Origin of the sequence: Bordetella genomosp. 2, from assembly GCF_002261345.1 — a bacterium.
GTDB lineage: Bacteria > Pseudomonadota > Gammaproteobacteria > Burkholderiales > Burkholderiaceae_B > Bordetella_A.
In genome coordinates, this window is the sequence record NZ_NEVT01000006.1 from 988115 (window position 1) to 1005200 (window position 17086).

The following is a 17086-nucleotide window of genomic DNA, read 5'->3' on the forward strand; positions in this document are numbered from 1 at the left end:
CGCCCTTGCCGGCGCCAGGCGGCCATGCCGACGCTTTGGCCGCCATGCCCGATTCCAGCGCTTCCACCGTCCTAGTCCTGTTGTTGTCGTCGCTGTGGGCCGACAAGCAGTCGGCCCTGCATCCGCGCGGCGACCACGCCGCGCTCAGCGCGGAGATCGGCTGGGTGATGCTGCTGGCGGGGACGGCGATTTTCGTGGCGGTGATGGTGCTGCTGGCGCTGGCCTTGTATGGCCCGGCGCGGCTGCGCCAGCGCCTGTCGGGCCGGGCGCTGGTGCTGGGCGCCGGCCTGGCGTTCCCGGTGGTGGCGCTGTCGGCGCTGTTGATATACAGCCTGGGGATCGCGGCGGCCATGCTGCGCGGCGACGCGCCGGCGGCGGCGCGCATCGAGGTGCAGGGCGAGATGTGGTGGTGGCGCGTGCGCTACCTGGACGAGCAAGGCCGCACGCTGTTCGAGACGGCCAACGAGCTGCGCATTCCGGTGGACCAGCCGGTGGACCTGGTGCTGAAGTCGCGCAACGTGGTGCACAGTTTCTGGGTGCCGAACCTGGCCGGCAAGCTGGACATGGTGCCCGGCCACCACAACCACTTGCGCCTGCATGCCCGGCAGACCGGCACTTACCGCGGCCAGTGCGCGGAGTATTGCGGCGCGCAGCACGCCAACATGATGTTCGACGTGCAGGTGCTGGCCGCGCAGGATTTCCAGGCCTGGCTGCAGGCCCAGCAGCGCCCCGCCGCGCCGGTGCCGGAGACGGCGCGCCAGTTGCAGGCGGGCCAGCGGCTGTTCATGCAGGCGTGCGCGCAGTGCCACGCCGTTCGCGGCACCGCGGCCGCCGGCACACTGGGCCCGGACCTCACCCACGTGGGCAGCCGCCTGTCGCTGGCGGCGGGCATGCTGCCCAACAACGTCGGCACGCTGGCGGGCTGGATCGCCGGCAGCCAGCACATCAAGCCGGACAATGCCATGCCCTCGTTCAACACGCTGACCGGCGAGCAGTTGCGCGCCGTGGCGCGCTACCTGGAAGGCCTGCGATGACGCCGGACCCGCTGCCCAACCCGCTGCCGCGCCCGCCCGGCGAACGCGAAGAACTGCTGCGCATCTGGCGGCGCCCGCGCGGCTGGCGCGCCATCACGGTGGTCAACAACAATTATGTGGGGCTGCTGTACATCGGCACCGCGCTGCTGTTCTTCCTGCTGGCCGGCATCCTGGCGCTGCTGATGCGCACGCAGCTGGCGGTGCCGGACAACACGCTGATCGGCCACGCGCTGTACAACCAGCTCTTCACCATGCACGGCACGGTGATGATGTTCCTGTTCGCGGTGCCGGCGGTGGAGGCGATGGCGGTGCTGCTGCTGCCCAATATGCTGGGTGCGCGCGACCTGCCGTTTCCGCGCTTGTCGTCCTATGCGTACTGGGCCTACGCGATCGGCGGCCTGGTGTTCTTCAGCAGCATTTTCGCGGGGTTGGCGCCGGACGGCGGCTGGTTCATGTACCCGCCGCTGACCAGCTCGACCTACTCGCCGGCGGTCAATGCCGACTTGTGGCTGCTGGGCATCGGCTTCATCGAGATCTCGGCCATCGCCGGGGCCATCGAGCTGGCGGTGGGCATCCTGCGCACGCGCGCGCCGGGCATGACGCTGGACAAGATGCCGATTTTCGCGTGGATCATGCTGGCGTTCTCGGGCATGGTGATCATCGCGTTTCCGGCGGTCATCGTCGCCACGGCCCTGCTGGAGCTGGAACGGGCCTTCGGGCTGCCGTTCTTCGTGGCCGAGCGCGGCGGCGACCCGCTGCTGTGGCAGCACCTGTTCTGGCTGTTCGGCCACCCGGAGGTCTACATCATCTTCCTGCCGGCGGCCGGCATGGTGTCGATGATCATTCCCGCCATGACCGGCCGCCCGCTGGTGGGCTACCGGGCGGTGGTGATGGCGGTGGTGGCCACCACGTTCCTCAGCTTCGGGCTGTGGGTGCACCACATGTTCGCCACCGGCATCCCGCAGTTGTCGCTCAGCTTCGCCTCCGCCGCCAGCATGGCGGTGGCCATTCCCACCGGCGTGCAGGTGTTCGCCTGGATCGCCACCATCGCCGCGGCGCCGCGCCTGCGCCCGATCCGCACGCCGATGCTGTTCCTGCTGGGCTTCTTTTTCATTTTCGTGCTGGGCGGGCTGACCGGCGTGATGGTGGCGGTGATCCCGTTCGACTGGCAGGCGCACGACACGTACTTCGTGGTGGCCCACCTGCACTACGTGCTGGTGGGAGGCATGGTGTTCCCGCTGTTCGCGGCCTTCTATTACTGGATGCCGTGTGTCAGCGCGCGCCCGCTGTCCGAGCGCCTGGGGCGCTGGGCCTTCTGGCTGATGTTCGTGGGCTTCAATGTCGGGTTCTTTCCCATGCACCTGACCGGGCTGGCGGGCATGCCGCGCCGCGTCTACACCTATGCCGACCAGTATGGCTGGGGCGCGCTGAACCTGGTGTCGACGGTGGGCGCGTACATGATCGCGGCGGGCGTGCTGGTGTTCCTGGTCGACCTGGCGCGCAATTTCCGGCCCTCGGTGGAGCACAACGCCGGCAATGTATGGCGGGCCGGCACGCTGGAATGGCTGCCGGCCGGCGTGGCCGGCCCGCGCAGCGTGCCGTGGGTGACCAGCCGCGAGCCGCTGTGGGACCAGCCCGGCCTGGCCGAGGAAGTGGAGGCCGGCCGCCACTACCTGCCCGGCGCGCCGACCGGCCGGCGCTCCACCCTGGTCACCAGCGCCATCGACGCGCGGCCGCAGTACGTGCTGCAGTTGCCCGGCCCGGGCTGGGCGCCGGTGCTGGCGGCGCTCGGCACCGCCGGCTTCTTCCTGCTGCTGACCGCCAAGCTGACGCTGCCGGCGGCGGCTTTCGGGGTGCTGGCGGTGGCCATGATCCTGCGCTGGCTGTGGGACGCCGATCCCGGCCCCGACCATCCGCCGGTGGACGTGGGCGGCGGGCTGCGGCTGCCGGTGTCGTGCACCGGCCCGGGCTCGCATTCGTGGTGGGCCATGGTGATGCTGGTGATGGTGTGCGCCAGCATCTTCTGCGCGCTGCTGTTCTCGTACCTGTTCCTGTGGACCACCTCGCCCGAGGTCTGGCCCGCGCGCGAAGCGCTGGCCGGCCCGGCGTGGCCGGCGGCCGGGGCCGCCCTGCTGGCGGCGAGCAGCATCGTGACGTGGCTCGCCGGCCGCCGCCTGCGCGCCGGCCGGCTCGGCTGGACGCGCTTCGGCCTGCCGCTGGGCGCCGCGCTGCTGCTGGCGGCCACCGGCCTCGAACTGGCCGGGCAGTGGCGCACCGGCCTGCGTCCGCAGGACAGCGCCTACGCCGCCGCCGTCTATGCCCTGGCCGGCCTGCAAGGCGTGCTGGCGGTGGCGGTGGGCTTCATGAGCCTGTTCACGGCGGCGCGCGCCTGGGCCGGCCGGCTAGCGCCGGACCGGCGCGCCACTTTCGACAACACCGCGCTGCTGTGGCACTACACGGTGGCGCAGGGCTTGGTCGCCATCCTGGCGGCCCACGGCTTTCCGCGCCTGGTGGGCTAGATGGGTTCCTTTTAACGTGCACAGGCCCTGGATGAACGAGGACACGCCCATGCGCTTCACCCCGCTGCTGCTGTCGTTGCTGGCCGGCCCGCTGGTATGGGCCGCGCATTTCGTGTTCGTCTACGCGCTCAACGGCGTGTTCTGCGCGCGCCCGGCGCTGCACGGGCTGTGGGTCGAGGCCGGCCTGGCGGCCTGGGTCATCATGGCCGCGGCGCTGGCGGCGGCCGGCCTCATCGCCTGGGTCAACTGGCGCCAGCGGCGCCGCTGGCCGCGCACGGACGACGCCGGCTTCTTTCCGTGGCTGGCGGGCGCGCTGGGCCTGCTGTCTGTATTGGCGATTTTCTGGCAGAGCATGCCGGTACTGTGGGTGCCGGCCTGCTCGGCCAGTTGATGGCCGCGCGGGCGCGGCGACGCCGATGCCGCCGCGCCGCGGGGTCACGGCAGGATGGCGGTCACGCGGATCTCGATGCGCATGGTGGGCAGGCCCAGCGCCTCGACCCCCAGCTGGGTCCAGATCGGCGCATGGTCGGGCATGTACTGGCGGTACAGGCGCGCCATGGTGGCGTTGACTTCCGGCGGGAAGCCGCCGACGTGATAGGAGTTGACGTGCACCACGTGCTGCCAGCCGGCGCCGGCCGCCGCCAGGGTGCGCTCGACATTGCGGAACGCCTGCTCGATCTCCTCTTCCAGCGATTCGGGAATCTGCAGCTCGTCGTTCCAGCCGCCCTGCCCCGAGATCTCCACCCGGTTGCCGATCTTCACGGCTTGCGAGTAGTGCAGCAGGTCGTACAGGCGCTGGCCGTAGCCGGGGGTCAGAAAGAATTCGGGCTTGTCCATGAATTTCCTTGGTTCGTGGGGTGTGCGTCCGCCGGCGCAACGGCGCGAGCGGCAGGGATGCCCATCCTAATGGACGACACACCAGAACAATAGGGGTTTGATCCGACATGTCTGTTCACCTACATGAACAATAGCGGCCGCGCACGGCGCGCTCGAACCGATGACAAGCCGTGAAACGCTGTGCCATACTGCGCGACGAGCATACGCATCGGGAAACCACTCGGCATGGCAAGTCCCCTGTTTCGTTTTGCGTTATCGCTGCTCTTCTGGGCGGCGCTCTATATGGCCAGCGGCTTCGTGTCGCTGGAACTCGATGACCCCAGCACCCGCGTCGCCTTCGTCTGGCTGCCCGCCGGCGTGGCGGTATCGGCGTTCCTGCTGACCGGCGGCCTGCGCCGCTGGGCCGTGCTGTTCGCGGCGCTGCTGGCGTCCCGGCTGGTGCTGGATGCCTGGGCCCATCACGACGTCCTGCGTTCGGTGGTCATCGGCTGCATCTCGCTGGCGGGCGACGCGGCCATCGCCTGGCTGCTGCGCCGCTACGCGCGCCTGGGCGACGACCTGTACGCGGTGCTGGTGCTGATCGGCGCCACGGTGGTGGTCAGCGCCATCGCGGCGGCGCTGGGGGTCGGCTGGCTCAGCTACCTGCGCACCGTGTCGTTCCTGGACACGGTGTGGGTCTGGTGGGCGGCCAATGTCACCGGCGTGCTGGTGCCCGCCATCGTGATCATGAGCTGGACCGACGTAGCCGGCGTGCCGCAGCGCCTGGGCGCGCGCGCGGCCGCGGCCGGCCTGGTCGCCTGGCTGCTGCTGGGCCTGTGCGCCTGGTATGTGTTCGCCGAAATGACGCCATACACCGGCAAGGCGGCGCTGGTGTTCCCGCTGGCCTGCGCGCCGATCCTGCTGGCGGCGGTGATGTCGGTGGCCTGGGGCAGCCGCGGCGGCGCGCTGGCCCTGTTGAGCCTGGCGGCCATCGCCCTGTACTACGCGGCCGACAACCGCGGCGCGTTCTTCCCGCACGGGCTGCGGCCGGGCGAGCCGCTGCTGCTGGCGCAATGCTATCTGTCGGCCACGGCGCTGCTGCTGGCTTTCCTGTGGGTCTACACCAACGGCCGGCGCCCCGGCGGCGCGGCCGCCAATACGCCCGCCGCCATCATGTACCAATACGACCCGGCCTCCGGCGGGCTGGCCTGGGACGGCGACCCGCAGGCGGCGCTGGGCCTGGATGCCGCGCCGCTGGCCACGCTGGACGAATTGCTGGCGCGCGTCCATCCGGACGACCGCGCCGCGCTTCGCGCGCATTGGGCGGCCGTCGCGCAAGGGCAGCCGGGCGCGCCGCTGACGCTGCGCGTGGCGGCGGCCCGGGGCTGGGTGCAGGTGCTGGACCGCGGCCCCACCGCCATCGGCGGCGCGGCCGGCGCCACGGTGGTCGGCACCTGGCAGGTAAAACGGCAAGGGACCTGGCGGTGAGGACGGCAAGAACATTGCCGGCGGGCCGCAACGAAGCGAGCGGGAGACGGGCATGATACAGATCGCGCTGCTGTTGTTCGGCGCTGATTTCGTGCGGCGACAGGCGGGCGTGCTGGCCTGGCTGGGCGCGGCGTGGGCGCTGCTGGGCGTGTTCATCGCCATCGACGGCATGGACGGGGTGCGCTATTTCCCCGTGCACGTGTTCGGCGCGGCGCTGCTGCTGGAAAGCCTGGTCACGCTCAGCGTGGCCTCGGGCGGCGTGGGCGCGCAGAAGGCGGTGCTGTATTTCAAGGGCGGGCTGTTCTTGTTCATCGCGGTGCTGATCCTGTCCGGCCGCTCCACCAGCAACCTGTTGCTGGCCATCGTGTTCGGGCTCTCGTACTTCGTGACGGGCACGCTGCAGATGGCCTCGTCCTGGGTAGTGCGCTTTCCGCACTGGAAACAGGCCTTCGTGGGCGGCCTGGCGCAGTTGGCCTTCGCGGTGTTCCTGTTCCAGCCCTACCCCACGCATTACCACGGCACGCTGTCGATGTTCGTCGGCGTGACCCTGCTGGTGGGCGGCCTGAACACGCTGCGCATCGCGCTGCGCGCGCGCCACCTGCGCGAAGGCCGCTCCGTGTTCGACCTGCTGGCGCCGGGCGACCTGCTGCCGCGCCAGCGGCGGGCGGCGGCGGAAGCCGCCAAGGCCGACGCGGCGGCCGAGGCGGCGGCGCGCGACGAAGCGGCCGCGGCAGCGCAGGCCGGAACGCCGGCGCAGGCGCAGGCCGGGACGCACGACCCGGTGCAATCGCCCCTGGTGGTGCACGTCTGGACGCCCGAGGGTTCGTCCAAGAACGCCCCGGTGCCACGTCCGATCGTCAACCGCTATATCGCGGCGGTGGACATCAAGGGCGTGATCTCCACCGGCCACGCGGCCATGGAGATGCCGCCTTCCACCTACATCAGCCTGTACCCGGCGGTGGACATCGACCGCTCGCCGTCGGAATTCTTCCGCCTGCTCAAGGCCACCCGCGACAACGACGTGCCGGGCGAATTCCAGCCCGACTACCCGACCGAGTCGGCCGCCTGGTGCCCGTCGACGCGGCAGATCCTGTTCCACAACTACAACCGCGCCGGCCTGCTGCGCTTCTGGGAAGCCTACCGGCAGGAAGAGATCTACAACCTCACCTACCGCAATTGCTCCAGCAGCGTGTCGTTCGCGCTGGAGGCGGCGCTGGACGGCGTGCTGCGCGACGACTCGCGGCGCGTGGGCCGCGTGCTGCGCACGCTGCTGATGCCGGAACTGTGGATCGCCGCCCAGGTGCGCAAGCGCGCCACCACCATGGCCTGGACGCCCGGGCTGGTGCTGGACTACGCCCGCGCGCTGCGCGCCATCGTGCATCCATCCCACGTATCGTGGCTGACCAGCTTCCGCTGGGCGGCCCGCCAGTCGCGCGCGTCGGCATCCAATTTGGTAGATTGACGGCGTCGGCGCCCCGTCGGGCGCCGGCGCGCCATGCGCGCGCCCATTCCAGAAAGGACTCTCTCATGCGTAGCCTCTGCCTCGCCCTGGCCGCGGCCGGCCTCCTGACCGCCGCCGCCGCCAGCGCGCAAACCACTATGCGCATCGGCCTGCAAGACGACCCCGATGTGCTCGACCCCGCGCGCGCCCGCACTTTTGTCGGCCGCATCGTGTTCGCCTCGCTGTGCGACAAGCTGGTCGACATTTCCCCCGACCTGAAGTTCGTGCCGCAATTGGCCGAATCCTGGAAGACCGCCGACGACGGCCTCAGCCTGACCCTCACGCTGCGCCAGGGCGCGTTCTACCATGACGGCACGCCCATCGACGCGGCCTCGGTCAAGGCCAACCTGGACCGCGCCATGACGCTGCCCGACAGCAACCGCAAGAGCGAGCTGGCCTCGGTCGCCAGCGTCGAGGCGCCGGACCCGCGCACCGTGGTGCTGCGCCTGAAGGCGCCCGACGCCTCGCTGCTGTCGCAGTTGTCCGACCGGGCCGGCATGATGCTGTCGCCCGCCACCTTCGAGCAGGACCCGGGCCGCAAGCCGGTATGCTCGGGCCCCTACAAGTTCAAGGAACGGGTGCAGAACGACCGCATCGTGCTGGAGCGCTTCGACCAGTACTGGGACAAGCAGAACTACCACTTCGACGAGGTCGTCTTCACCCCCATGCCGGACACCACGGTGCGCCTGAACAACCTGCGCGCCGGCGGCCTGGACATCATCGAGCGCGTCGCGCCCAGCGACGTCAAGACCGTCAAGGAAGACCCCAACCTGCGGCTGGCGCCGGTCACCGGGCTGGGCTACCAGGCCATCTCCATCAACATCGCCAACGGCGCGCGCGCCGACACGCCGCTGGCCAAGGACAAGCGGGTGCGCCAGGCGCTCGACCTGGCCATCGACCGCGACGTGATCAACCAGGTGGTGGGCGAAGGCATGTTCCAGCCGGCCTACCAGCCCTTCCCGCCCGCCAGCTTCGCCTACGACAAGAGCGTCGAGCGCAGCGGACGCGACCCCAAGAAGGCGCAGGAGCTGCTCAAGCAGGCCGGGCACGACCGCGTCAAGTTCGAGCTGACCTACGGCAACAACACCACCATGCAGCAGGTGTTCGAGCTGGTGCAGGCCATGGGCGCGGAAGCCGGCTTCGACATTTCCCTGCGGCCGCTCGAGTTCGCCTCGCTGCAATCGGCGCTGCCGCGCGGCGACTTCCAGGTCGGGCAGACCGGCTGGTCCGGGCGCGTCGACCCCAGCGGCAACATCTACCAGTACATCACCTGCAAGGGCAGCCTGAACGACGGCAAGTACTGCGACGCCGGCATGGACAAGCTCATGGAAGAAGCGCGCAGCGTGGCCGACGAGGGCAAGCGCCGCGAGCTGTACGCGCAGGCCATGCGGAAAATGCAGGAAGACGACCCGCGCATCTACCTGTTCTACCTGCCGTGGATCTTCGGCACGCAGGCCAAGGTGCAGGGCTTCGTGCCCTACCCCGACGGCCTGATCCGCCTCAAGGGCGTGACGGTGGCCGGCAAATGAGCATCGATTCCGGCTACCGCATGTTCACCACCCGGCCCGAGATCCTCGGCACCTTCGGCGTGGTGACCTCGACCCACTGGCTGGCCAGCGGCGCCGGCATGGCGCTGCTCGAACGCGGCGGCAACGCCTTCGACGCCGCCGTGGCGGCGGGCTTCGTGCTGCAGGTGGTGGAGCCGCACCTGGTGGGGCCGGCCGGCGAAGTGCCGGTGGTGTTCCACTCGGCGCGCACCGGGCGCACCGAAGTGCTGTGCGGGCAAGGCCCCACGCCGGCGGGCGCCACGCTGGAGCACTACCGCTCGCTGGGCCTGGACCTGATCCCCGGCAACGGCCTGCTGCCGGCCGTGATCCCGGGCGCCTTCGACGCCTGGATGATGCTGCTGCGCGACCACGGCACGCTGCGCGTGCGCGACGTGCTGGAGCCGGCCATCTATTACGCCGAGCACGGCCACGCGCTGATGCCGCGCATCGCCAACACCATCGCCGGGCTGCGCGACTTCTTCGCGACCCACTGGCCCACCACCGCGCAGGTGTACCTGCCGGACGGCGCCGCGCCGCAGGCCCGCAAGCTGTTCCGCAACCCCTGGCTGGCCGAGACCTGGCGCCGCGTGCTGCGCGAGGCCGAAGCCGCCGGCGGCGACCGCGAACGCCAGATCGACGCGGCGCGCGACGCCTTCTATCGCGGCTTCGTGGCCGAGGCCATCGACCGCTACGCCAGCCGCACCGAAGTCATGGACGAGAGCGGCGCGCCGCACCGCGGCGTGCTGACCGCGCACGACATGGCCGGCTGGTCGGCCAGCTACGACGCGCCGGCCACCTACGACTACCACGGCTACACCGTGGCCAAGGCCGGCGCCTGGAGCCAGGGGCCGGCCTTCCTGCAGACCCTGGCGCTGCTCAAGGGCCTGGACCTGCAGCAGCCCGGCCCCAACGGCGCCGAATTCATCCACCGCGTCACCGAGGCGATGAAGCTGGCCTTCGCCGACCGCGAAGCCTATTACGGCGACCCGGCTTTTACCTCGGTGCCGCTCGAGCACCTGCTGTCGGACGCCTACAACGACCAGCGCCGCGCCCTGATCGGGCAGCTCGCCTCGCATGAATTGCGGCCCGGCCGCGTGCCCGGCTACGAGGCCCAGGTGGATCGGGTCATGGCCGTGCTGGCGCGCCTGTCCAGGGTCACGCCGGTGGGCGCGCCCGGCAGCGAACCCACGCTGGCCGACATGCGCGCCTCCGCCAAGCGCGGCGACACCACGCACGTCGACGTGATCGACCGCTGGGGCAACATGGTGTCGGCCACGCCGTCGGGCGGCTGGCTGCAGTCCTCGCCGGTCATTCCGGGGCTGGGGTTCCCGCTGAACACGCGGGCCCAGATGTTCTGGCTCGAGCCCGGCCTGCCCTGCACCCTGGCGCCCGGCAAGCGCCCGCGCACCACGCTGACGCCGTCGCTGGCGCTGCGCGACGGCCAGCCCTACATGGTGTTCGGCACGCCCGGCGGCGACCAGCAGGAACAATGGCAGCTGCTGCTGTTCCTGCGCCACGTGCACCATGGCCTGAACCTGCAGGAAGCCATCGACCAGCCCATGTCGCACACCATGCACTTCCCCTCGTCGTTCTACCCGCGCGACCGCAAGCCGGGCCACCTGGCGGTGGAGGCATCGTTCGGCGCGGAAACGATCGCGGACCTGCGCGCGCGCGGCCACGTCATCGAGGAAGAACCGCAGTGGTCCATCGGCCGCCTGACCGCCGCCGCCCGCGACCCCGACGGCCTGCTGCACGCGGCCGCCACGCCGCGCCTGATGCAGGCGTACGCAGTAGGCCGCTGAGCCTCGCAGCAAGTGCCCGGGGTCCGCAGGGGCAGGTGTCAGACACCCTTGCAGGGTGTCTGACACCTTCAAGTTGGGACCGTCGCCGCCACCTCGGGTCAGACACCTGCCGATATCGGAAGCGCTTTCCAGGTGTCAGACACCCTGCGGGTGTCTGACACCTTCCTTCCGGACGACTCACCCCCGCTTGACGTAATCCGGATACCGCTCGCAGATCTCGTCCACCTGGCTCAGTGTGCCGGACAGGTGCTCGCGCAGGGCTTCCTGCGCGCCGGCGACGTCGCGGCGGGCGATGGCGTCGACGATGCGCTGGTGGTCGCCCAGGATGCGTTCGGCCTTGCCGGCCTCGGGCAGGTGCAGGCGGCGCAGGCGGTCGACGTGGCCGCTGTAGCGCTGCTCCAATTCCCATAGCCCCGCCACCCCGGCGGCCTGGTGCATTTCGCGGTGGAAGGCGCGGTCGGCGTCGAGGAAACCCTGGTAGCGGTCGGCGCCCCGGTTGGCGCGCTGCATGTCGATATGGGCGCGCAAGCGCTCGACCAGCGCGGGGTCGTCGCGCTCGGCCAGCACCCGCACGATCTCCAGTTCCAGCGAGCGGCGCAGGAAATGCGCCTGCCGCGCCGCGGCGATATCGATGCGGCTGACCGCGGTGGTGTGCTGCGGATAGATATCCACCAGCCCTTCGTCGCGCAGTTGGCTCAGCGCGTCGCGGATCGGCGTCTGGCTCAGGCCGAAGGCTTCGGCCAGTTCGCCGCGCGCCAGGGCGGCGCCGGGCTTGAGGTCCAGCGACACGATCAGCGCGCGCAGCTTCTCGAAGACCTGCGGCGCGGCGTGGCGCGAGCGGTCCAGGCTCAGGTCGGCGGGCAAGGCGGACAACGAGGACATGGGCATTCTGGCGACGTGAAGAACCGGCATTGTAACGGCGGGCTGGCGCATTGACGTACTAATATATTAGTGTTTTAATCCGTCGACCCTCAACCGAGCCGCTTTCCATGACCCGCTCTTACGACGACCTGCGCAGCGCCCGCTGGATGGCGCACGACGACCTGCGTTCCTTCGGCCACCGCTCGCGCATGATGCAAATGGGCTATGGCCCGCAAGACTGGGCCGGCCGCCCGGTGATCGCCATCATCAACACCTGGTCCGACCTGAACCCCTGCCACAGCCATTTCAAGCAGCGGGTCGAGGACGTCAAGCGCGGCGTATTACAGGCCGGCGGCTTCCCGGTGGAACTGCCGGCCATCTCGGTGTCGGAATCGTTCGTCAAGCCCACCACCATGCTGTACCGCAACTTCCTGGCCATGGAAACCGAGGAACTGCTGCGCAGCCACCCGGTCGACGGCGCGGTGCTGATGGGTGGCTGCGACAAGACCACGCCGGGCCTGATCATGGGCGCCATCAGCGCCAACCTGCCCTGCGTCTACTTGCCGGCTGGCCCCATGCTGCGCGGCAACTGGAAGGGCAAGGTGCTGGGCTCGGGCTCGGACGCCTGGAAACTCTGGGACGAGCGCCGCGCCGGCAATATCACCAAGCAGGACTGGACCGAGGTCGAAGGCGGCATCGCGCGCAGCCACGGCACCTGCATGACCATGGGCACGGCCAGCACCATGACCGCCATCGCCGAGGCCATCGGCCTGACGCTGCCGGGCGCCTCGTCGATTCCGGCGGCCGACGTGAACCACATGCGCATGTCGGCCGAATGCGGCCGCCGCGTGGTCGGGATGGTGTGGGAAGACCTCACCCCGCAGCGCATCCTGACGCGCGCCTCGTTCGAGAACGCCATCAACGTGGCCATGGCCATGGGCTGTTCCACCAATGCCATCGTGCACCTGGTGGCCATGTCGCGCCGCGCCGGCTGCGCGGTGGACCTGGCCGACTTCGACGCCGCCAGCCGCAAGGTGCCGGTCATCGCCAACATCCGGCCCAGCGGCGACACCTACCTGATGGAAGACTTCTACTACGCCGGCGGCCTGCCCGGCCTGATGTCGCGCCTGGCCGATGCGCACCTGGACCTGTCGGCCCGCACCGTGACCGGCCGCACGCTGGGCGAGAACATCGCCGGCGCGGCGGTCTACAACGACGACGTGATCCGCCCGCTGGACCGCGCCATCTACCAGGAAGGCGCGCTGGCCGTGCTCAAGGGCAACCTGGCGCCGGACGGCTGCGTGATCAAGCCCAGCGCCTGCGCGCCGCGCTACCTGCGGCACACCGGCCCGGCCCTGGTGTTCGACGACTATCCCAGCATGAAAGCCGCGGTCGAGGACGAGAACCTCGACGTCAGCGCCGACCACATCCTGATCCTGCGCAACGCCGGCCCGCAAGGGGGGCCTGGCATGCCCGAATGGGGCATGCTGCCGATCCCGGTGAAGCTGGTGAAACAGGGTGTGCGCGACATGCTGCGCCTGTCCGATGCCCGCATGAGCGGCACCAGCTACGGCGCCTGCATCCTGCACGCCGCGCCGGAAGCCTATGTGGGCGGCCCGCTGGCCCTGGTGCGCACCGGCGACCTGGTCACGGTGGACGTGCCGGCGCGCCGCATCCACCTGAACGTCAGCGACGCCGAACTGGCCGCGCGCCGCGCCGCCTGGACGCCGCCGCCCAAGCGCTATGAGCGCGGCTACGGCTGGATGTACGCGCAACACATCCTGCAAGCCAACGACGGCTGCGACTTCGACTTCCTGGAAACCGGCTTCGGCGCGCCCGTGGCCGAGCCCGACATTTTCTGACCCTGCCCGACCCGCTTCCGAGACCGCCATGACCGCCCTGTCCGACACCACTCGCGCCCGCCTGGCCGCCGTCAGCACCGCCACGCTGTGCACCGCGCTGTTCAAGCGCGGCCTGCGCAACCAGTTCATCCAGGACGTGCGTCCGCTGCATGCGGGGCTGCCCAACATGGTCGGGCCGGCCTACACGCTGCGCTACATTCCGGCGCGCGAGGACCTGAACCCGATCCAGGTGTTCGAAGACCCCCGCCATCCGCAGCGCGTCGCCATCGAAGCCTGCCCGGCCGGCGCCGTGCTGGTGATGGACAGCCGCAAGGACGCGCGCGCCGCCTCGGCCGGCTCCATCCTGGTTACCCGCCTGATGAAGCGCGGCGTGGCGGGCGTGGTCACCGACGGCGGTTTTCGCGATTCCCCGGAAATCGCCCGGGTCGGCATCCCGGCCTATCACCAGCGGCCTGCGGCGCCCACCAACCTGACCCTGCACCAGGCGCTCGACCTGAACGTGCCGATCGGCTGCGGCGACGTGGCGGTGTTCCCGGGCGACATCGTGGTGGGCGACGCCGAGGGCGTGGTGGTGATCCCCGCCGGCATCGCCGACGAGATCGCGCGCGAGGCCGAGGAAATGACCGCCTTCGAAGACTTCGTCACCAGCGAAGTACTGGCCGGCCGCAGCATCGTCGGCCTGTACCCGCCCACCGACCCAGCCACGCGCGAGCGCTACGCCGCTTGGCGCGCGCAGCACGGGCGCTGACGGCGACGCCGCGCCCGCCCCCATAACCCAGAGAGGAGACACCCCATGAACCCGATCCGACGGCGCCACCTGGCGCTGACCCTGGCCGCGGCCGCCCTGGCCGCCTGCGGCCTGCCGGCCCAGGCGGCCGACTGGCCCGGCGACAAGCCCATTTCCTACGTGGTGCCGTTCACCGTGGGCGGCTCCACCGACGTGGTCGGCCGCATGCTGGCCCAGAAGCTCGGCGAACGGCTGCACCAGAGCGTGGTGGTCGAGAACAAGCCGGGCGCCGCCGGCGCCATCGGCGCGGCCTACGTGGCCAAGGCGCCGGCCGACGGCTACACGCTGTTCGGCGGCACCATCAGCACCCACGCCATCAATGCCAGCCTGTACAAGAACCTGCGCTACGACCCGGTCAAGGATTTCGAGCCCGTCTCGCTGGTGGCGACGCTGCCCAACGTGCTGCTGGTCGATCCCAACCTAGGCGTGGACTCGGTGGCCGACCTGATCGCCCTGCTCAAGCGCGAGCCGTCCAAGCGCACCTTCGCGTCGTCCGGGCCGGGCACCTCCACCCACCTGGCCGGCGAACTGTTCGCCGACACCATCGGCGTGCCGCTCACGCACGTGCCCTACAAGGGCACGCCGCCCGCCATGGTGGACGTGTCCTCCGGCGCGGTGACCTTCATGTTCGACCAGATGACCGCGGCCCTGCCGCTGTTGCAGAACGGCAAGCTCAAGCTGCTGGCGGTCACCACGCCGCAGCGCATCGCGCTGGCGCCCGACACGCCCACCATGGAAGAGGCCGGCGTGCAAGGCTTCCAGATGGCGTCGTGGCAGGCCGTGTACGCGCCCAAGGGCACGCCCAAGCCCATCGTCGACCGGCTCTCGCAAGAGATCGCCGCCATCCTCAAGGAGCCCGACGTGCAGGAGAAGCTGGGCAAGACCATGGGCATGCAACTGGTCGGCAGCAGCCCCGAAGCGCTGCGCGACCTGATGGCCAGCGAAATCCCGCGCTGGGCCGAAGTCGTGCAGAAGTCCGGCGCGCAGGTGGATTGACGCACCGGGCGGCAGACAGAACATCAGGTGTCAGACACCCGTGGGGTGTCTGACACCTACGGCCGTAGGGGCACGGCGGGAGTGTCGGACACCTGCGGCCGCAGGGGCATGGCGGGTGGTGTCAGACACCCCTGGGTGTCTGACACCTGACAATCCCTGTTCCGCGCGGCCCGTCTTCTTTAGAGTTGCGGCGCGGGCATCGTCGGGAACGGCTCGGTCGCCGCGTGCGCGGCGCGCCAGGCCTCGGCCAGCCGGTCGGCCCGATAGAAGGCCACGCCGGGACGGCGCCCCAGGTCGCGCAGGAAGTCGGCCACCATGCGCGCGCGCGGCAGCCGGCTGGACCCGACGTCGCCGCGGGTGTGCAGGGTCAGGTTGACGTAGCCGCCGGCGCAGTACTGCGCGTCGGCCTCCTCGGCCCAGGCCTTGGCGACGCGGGCGTGTGTGTGGCGCTGGCTGTAGAACTTGGCGTCGCTCAGGTAATCGAACACCGGCAGTTCCACCAGCGCCGCGCCGTCTTGCGCCATCACATACGGCGTGTCGTCGTCCTGCGCGCTGCTGTCGTAGCCATAGCCCGCCTGCGCCAGGGCCGGCAAGGCGGCTTGCGTGACCAGCCCGTTGGCGGCCCGCCAGCCCCGCGGCGCGGCGCCGGTCAGGCGCGCCAGCGCTTCGCGGTCGCGCGCCAGCTGGTCCAGCGTCTCCGGCGCGCCGGCCTGGGCGCGCACATAGCCGCGCACCGCCACTTCGTGGCCGCCGTCCAGCATGGCCTGCAACAGGTGCGGATGCTGGGCAATGTCGGCCGGCATCACGAAGAAGGTGGCGGGGGCGCCGTTCTCCGCCAGCGCGTCGAGCAGGCGCCACAGGCCTTCGCGCGCGCCATAGCGGCCATAGGAATAACGGCCGAACAGGCCGGCGTTGCCGGCCTCCTGCGCATCGATGGCCGCCACGTCGACGTTGACGCCCACCACCACCGGACACGCGGCCAGTCGTTCGGTCTTGCTCATACGCGCACCTCTTCATAGCTGTGGGGATCGGCGGCGACCCATTGCTGGATCTCGGACAGCGTGGCGAAATGCACGCCCGCGTGGCGCTGGATGTGGCGCAGCGTTTCCTCCGCCGCGCGCACGCGGCTGGGCGTGCCCGAGCCCCAGCCGGCGCGCGGATGCACGGTCAGCATGAAGAAGCCGCCCTGCGCATAGCGCGCGTCGAATTCCGCCTTCCATTGCTCGACCACCTCGGACACCGGCGTCATCGAGAAATTGAAGAACGGGAAATCGTCCAGGCTGTACGTGTTGTTGGGAATCTCGACCATGGTCCGCCCGGCGCCCAGGTCCAGCATGTACGGCGTGTCGGCGTCCTTGTCGCTGCTGTCGTACTGGTAGCCCAGCTCGTGCAGCACCGGCAGCGTCACGCTGGTCTTCTGCCCCGACGGCGATCGCCAGCCGCGCGGCGCCTGGCCCAGCAAGTCGCCCAGGATGCCGTGCGTCAGTTTCAGGCGCCGCGTTTCCTCGGCCGGCTCGAACAGCGTGCCCTCGTGCACATAGCCGTGCGCGCCGATCTCGTGGCCGGCGCGCTGGATGTCGCGGATCGATCCGGGCGAGCACTGCGCGTCGTAGCCCGGCACGAAAAAGGTCGCCGGGATGCCCAGGCGCTGGAGCATGTCCAGGTGGCGCGGCACGCCGCGCCGCGCCGAATAGCGGCCGGCCGAATGCATGCCGAAGGGCTCCAGGCCCTTGCCGACCTCATTGCCGGTGCCGTCGAAATCGACGGTGTAGGCGACCAGGCAGCGGGCCTGGCGCGGCCAGGCGGGCTCGGCCGTGCGCGGCGCCTGTCCGGGCAGGCGCAGGCCGCGCGTCAACAGGGGTTGGGACATGGC

At 70.4% G+C, this 17086-nt stretch carries 14 protein-coding genes; 10 read left to right on the plus strand and 4 right to left on the minus strand.

Annotated elements, in window-relative coordinates:
- Positions 1 to 44 precede the first annotated feature (44 nt).
- The 3 genes from CAL24_RS14850 to CAL24_RS14860 are packed head-to-tail and all read left to right on the plus strand — an operon-like array spanning position 45 to position 3944.
- A complete protein-coding gene (locus tag CAL24_RS14850; RefSeq protein ID WP_094807284.1) occupies positions 45 to 1034 on the plus strand; it encodes a cytochrome c oxidase subunit II in 990 nt (329 codons plus the stop codon).
- Positions 1031 to 3553, plus strand: a complete 2523-nt coding sequence (locus CAL24_RS14855; RefSeq protein ID WP_094807073.1) for a cbb3-type cytochrome c oxidase subunit I — start codon at positions 1031 to 1033, stop codon at positions 3551 to 3553. Before CAL24_RS14850 ends, CAL24_RS14855 begins: the two co-directional genes overlap by 4 nt.
- Positions 3554 to 3602: 49 nt before the next feature.
- A complete protein-coding gene (locus CAL24_RS14860) occupies positions 3603 to 3944 on the plus strand; it encodes a hypothetical protein (RefSeq protein WP_094807074.1) in 342 nt (113 codons plus the stop codon).
- 44 nt (positions 3945 to 3988) lie between these two features.
- On the opposite strand, the gene CAL24_RS14865 is transcribed toward CAL24_RS14860, so the two are convergent.
- The gene (locus tag CAL24_RS14865) at positions 3989 to 4390 is read right to left on the minus strand and encodes a RidA family protein (RefSeq protein ID WP_028354038.1); all 402 of its coding nucleotides are present in this window, start codon (positions 4388 to 4390) and stop codon (positions 3989 to 3991) included.
- Between the two features lie 225 nt (positions 4391 to 4615).
- On the opposite strand from CAL24_RS14865, the gene CAL24_RS14870 reads away from it, so the two are divergent.
- The 4 genes from CAL24_RS14870 to CAL24_RS14885 all read left to right on the plus strand — a co-directional run bounded on the left by CAL24_RS14870 (position 4616) and on the right by CAL24_RS14885 (position 10707).
- Positions 4616 to 5857 carry an MASE1 domain-containing protein gene (locus CAL24_RS14870; protein ID WP_094807075.1) on the plus strand — a complete coding sequence of 414 codons (1242 nt, stop codon included), beginning with the start codon at positions 4616 to 4618 and terminating at the stop codon, positions 5855 to 5857.
- Between the two features lie 52 nt (positions 5858 to 5909).
- Positions 5910 to 7319 carry an HdeD family acid-resistance protein gene (locus CAL24_RS14875; RefSeq protein ID WP_094807076.1) on the plus strand — a complete coding sequence of 470 codons (1410 nt, stop codon included), beginning with the start codon at positions 5910 to 5912 and terminating at the stop codon, positions 7317 to 7319.
- 65 nt (positions 7320 to 7384) lie between these two features.
- Positions 7385 to 8887 (plus strand): ABC transporter substrate-binding protein, encoded by a 1503-nt coding sequence (locus tag CAL24_RS14880; RefSeq protein ID WP_094807077.1) that lies wholly within the window; start codon positions 7385 to 7387, stop codon positions 8885 to 8887.
- A 20-nt stretch (positions 8888 to 8907) separates the two neighbouring features.
- Complete coding sequence (locus CAL24_RS14885) at positions 8908 to 10707, plus strand: gamma-glutamyltransferase family protein (protein WP_170947108.1); 1800 nt, start codon at positions 8908 to 8910, stop codon at positions 10705 to 10707.
- Positions 10708 to 10884: 177 nt separating this feature from the next.
- On the opposite strand, the gene CAL24_RS14890 is transcribed toward CAL24_RS14885, so the two are convergent.
- On the minus strand, positions 10885 to 11589 hold the full coding sequence (locus CAL24_RS14890) for a GntR family transcriptional regulator (RefSeq protein WP_028354044.1): 705 nt from the start codon (positions 11587 to 11589) through the stop codon (positions 10885 to 10887).
- A gap of 107 nt (positions 11590 to 11696) precedes the next feature.
- On the opposite strand from CAL24_RS14890, the gene araD reads away from it, so the two are divergent.
- Genes araD through CAL24_RS14905 form a run of 3 tightly spaced genes read left to right on the plus strand, consistent with a single transcriptional unit; the run spans position 11697 to position 15213 of the window.
- Positions 11697 to 13430 (plus strand): L-arabinonate dehydratase, encoded by a 1734-nt coding sequence (araD, locus tag CAL24_RS14895; protein WP_028354045.1) that lies wholly within the window; start codon positions 11697 to 11699, stop codon positions 13428 to 13430.
- A 28-nt stretch (positions 13431 to 13458) separates the two neighbouring features.
- Entirely contained in the window at positions 13459 to 14178 is a 720-nt protein-coding gene (locus CAL24_RS14900) for a ribonuclease activity regulator RraA (RefSeq protein WP_432759291.1), read from the plus strand.
- Positions 14179 to 14223: 45 nt separating this feature from the next.
- Positions 14224 to 15213, plus strand: coding sequence for a Bug family tripartite tricarboxylate transporter substrate binding protein (locus CAL24_RS14905; protein WP_094807079.1), 990 nt, complete (start codon positions 14224 to 14226; stop codon positions 15211 to 15213).
- 179 nt (positions 15214 to 15392) lie between these two features.
- Here CAL24_RS14905 and CAL24_RS14910 read toward each other — a convergent pair whose 3' ends face one another.
- Both CAL24_RS14910 and CAL24_RS14915 read right to left on the minus strand, forming a co-directional pair.
- Positions 15393 to 16214, minus strand: a complete 822-nt coding sequence (locus CAL24_RS14910; RefSeq protein ID WP_094807080.1) for a polysaccharide deacetylase family protein — start codon at positions 16212 to 16214, stop codon at positions 15393 to 15395.
- Positions 16211 to 17083 carry a polysaccharide deacetylase family protein gene (locus tag CAL24_RS14915; protein WP_094807081.1) on the minus strand — a complete coding sequence of 291 codons (873 nt, stop codon included), beginning with the start codon at positions 17081 to 17083 and terminating at the stop codon, positions 16211 to 16213. Before CAL24_RS14915 ends, CAL24_RS14910 begins: the two co-directional genes overlap by 4 nt.
- Between the last annotated feature and the right edge of the window lie 3 nt (positions 17084 to 17086).

Bases quoted from the DNA above. Each gene is read 5' to 3' on its own strand.
- CAL24_RS14890 (WP_028354044.1), bottom strand. From the start codon at position 11,589: ATGTCCTCGTTGTCCGCCTTGCCCGCCGACCTGAGCCTGGACCGCTCG.
- CAL24_RS14905 (WP_094807079.1), top strand. From the start codon at position 14,224: ATGAACCCGATCCGACGGCGCCACCTGGCGCTGACCCTGGCCGCGGCC.
- CAL24_RS14860 (WP_094807074.1), top strand. From the start codon at position 3,603: ATGCGCTTCACCCCGCTGCTGCTGTCGTTGCTGGCCGGCCCGCTGGTA.
- CAL24_RS14850 (WP_094807284.1), top strand. From the start codon at position 45: ATGCCCGATTCCAGCGCTTCCACCGTCCTAGTCCTGTTGTTGTCGTCG.
- CAL24_RS14875 (WP_094807076.1), top strand. From the start codon at position 5,910: ATGATACAGATCGCGCTGCTGTTGTTCGGCGCTGATTTCGTGCGGCGA.
- CAL24_RS14880 (WP_094807077.1), top strand. From the start codon at position 7,385: ATGCGTAGCCTCTGCCTCGCCCTGGCCGCGGCCGGCCTCCTGACCGCC.
- CAL24_RS14870 (WP_094807075.1), top strand. From the start codon at position 4,616: ATGGCAAGTCCCCTGTTTCGTTTTGCGTTATCGCTGCTCTTCTGGGCG.
- CAL24_RS14900 (WP_432759291.1), top strand. From the start codon at position 13,459: ATGACCGCCCTGTCCGACACCACTCGCGCCCGCCTGGCCGCCGTCAGC.
- araD (WP_028354045.1), top strand. From the start codon at position 11,697: ATGACCCGCTCTTACGACGACCTGCGCAGCGCCCGCTGGATGGCGCAC.
- CAL24_RS14865 (WP_028354038.1), bottom strand. From the start codon at position 4,390: ATGGACAAGCCCGAATTCTTTCTGACCCCCGGCTACGGCCAGCGCCTG.
- CAL24_RS14885 (WP_170947108.1), top strand. From the start codon at position 8,908: ATGTTCACCACCCGGCCCGAGATCCTCGGCACCTTCGGCGTGGTGACC.
- CAL24_RS14915 (WP_094807081.1), bottom strand. From the start codon at position 17,083: ATGTCCCAACCCCTGTTGACGCGCGGCCTGCGCCTGCCCGGACAGGCG.
- CAL24_RS14855 (WP_094807073.1), top strand. From the start codon at position 1,031: ATGACGCCGGACCCGCTGCCCAACCCGCTGCCGCGCCCGCCCGGCGAA.
- CAL24_RS14910 (WP_094807080.1), bottom strand. From the start codon at position 16,214: ATGAGCAAGACCGAACGACTGGCCGCGTGTCCGGTGGTGGTGGGCGTC.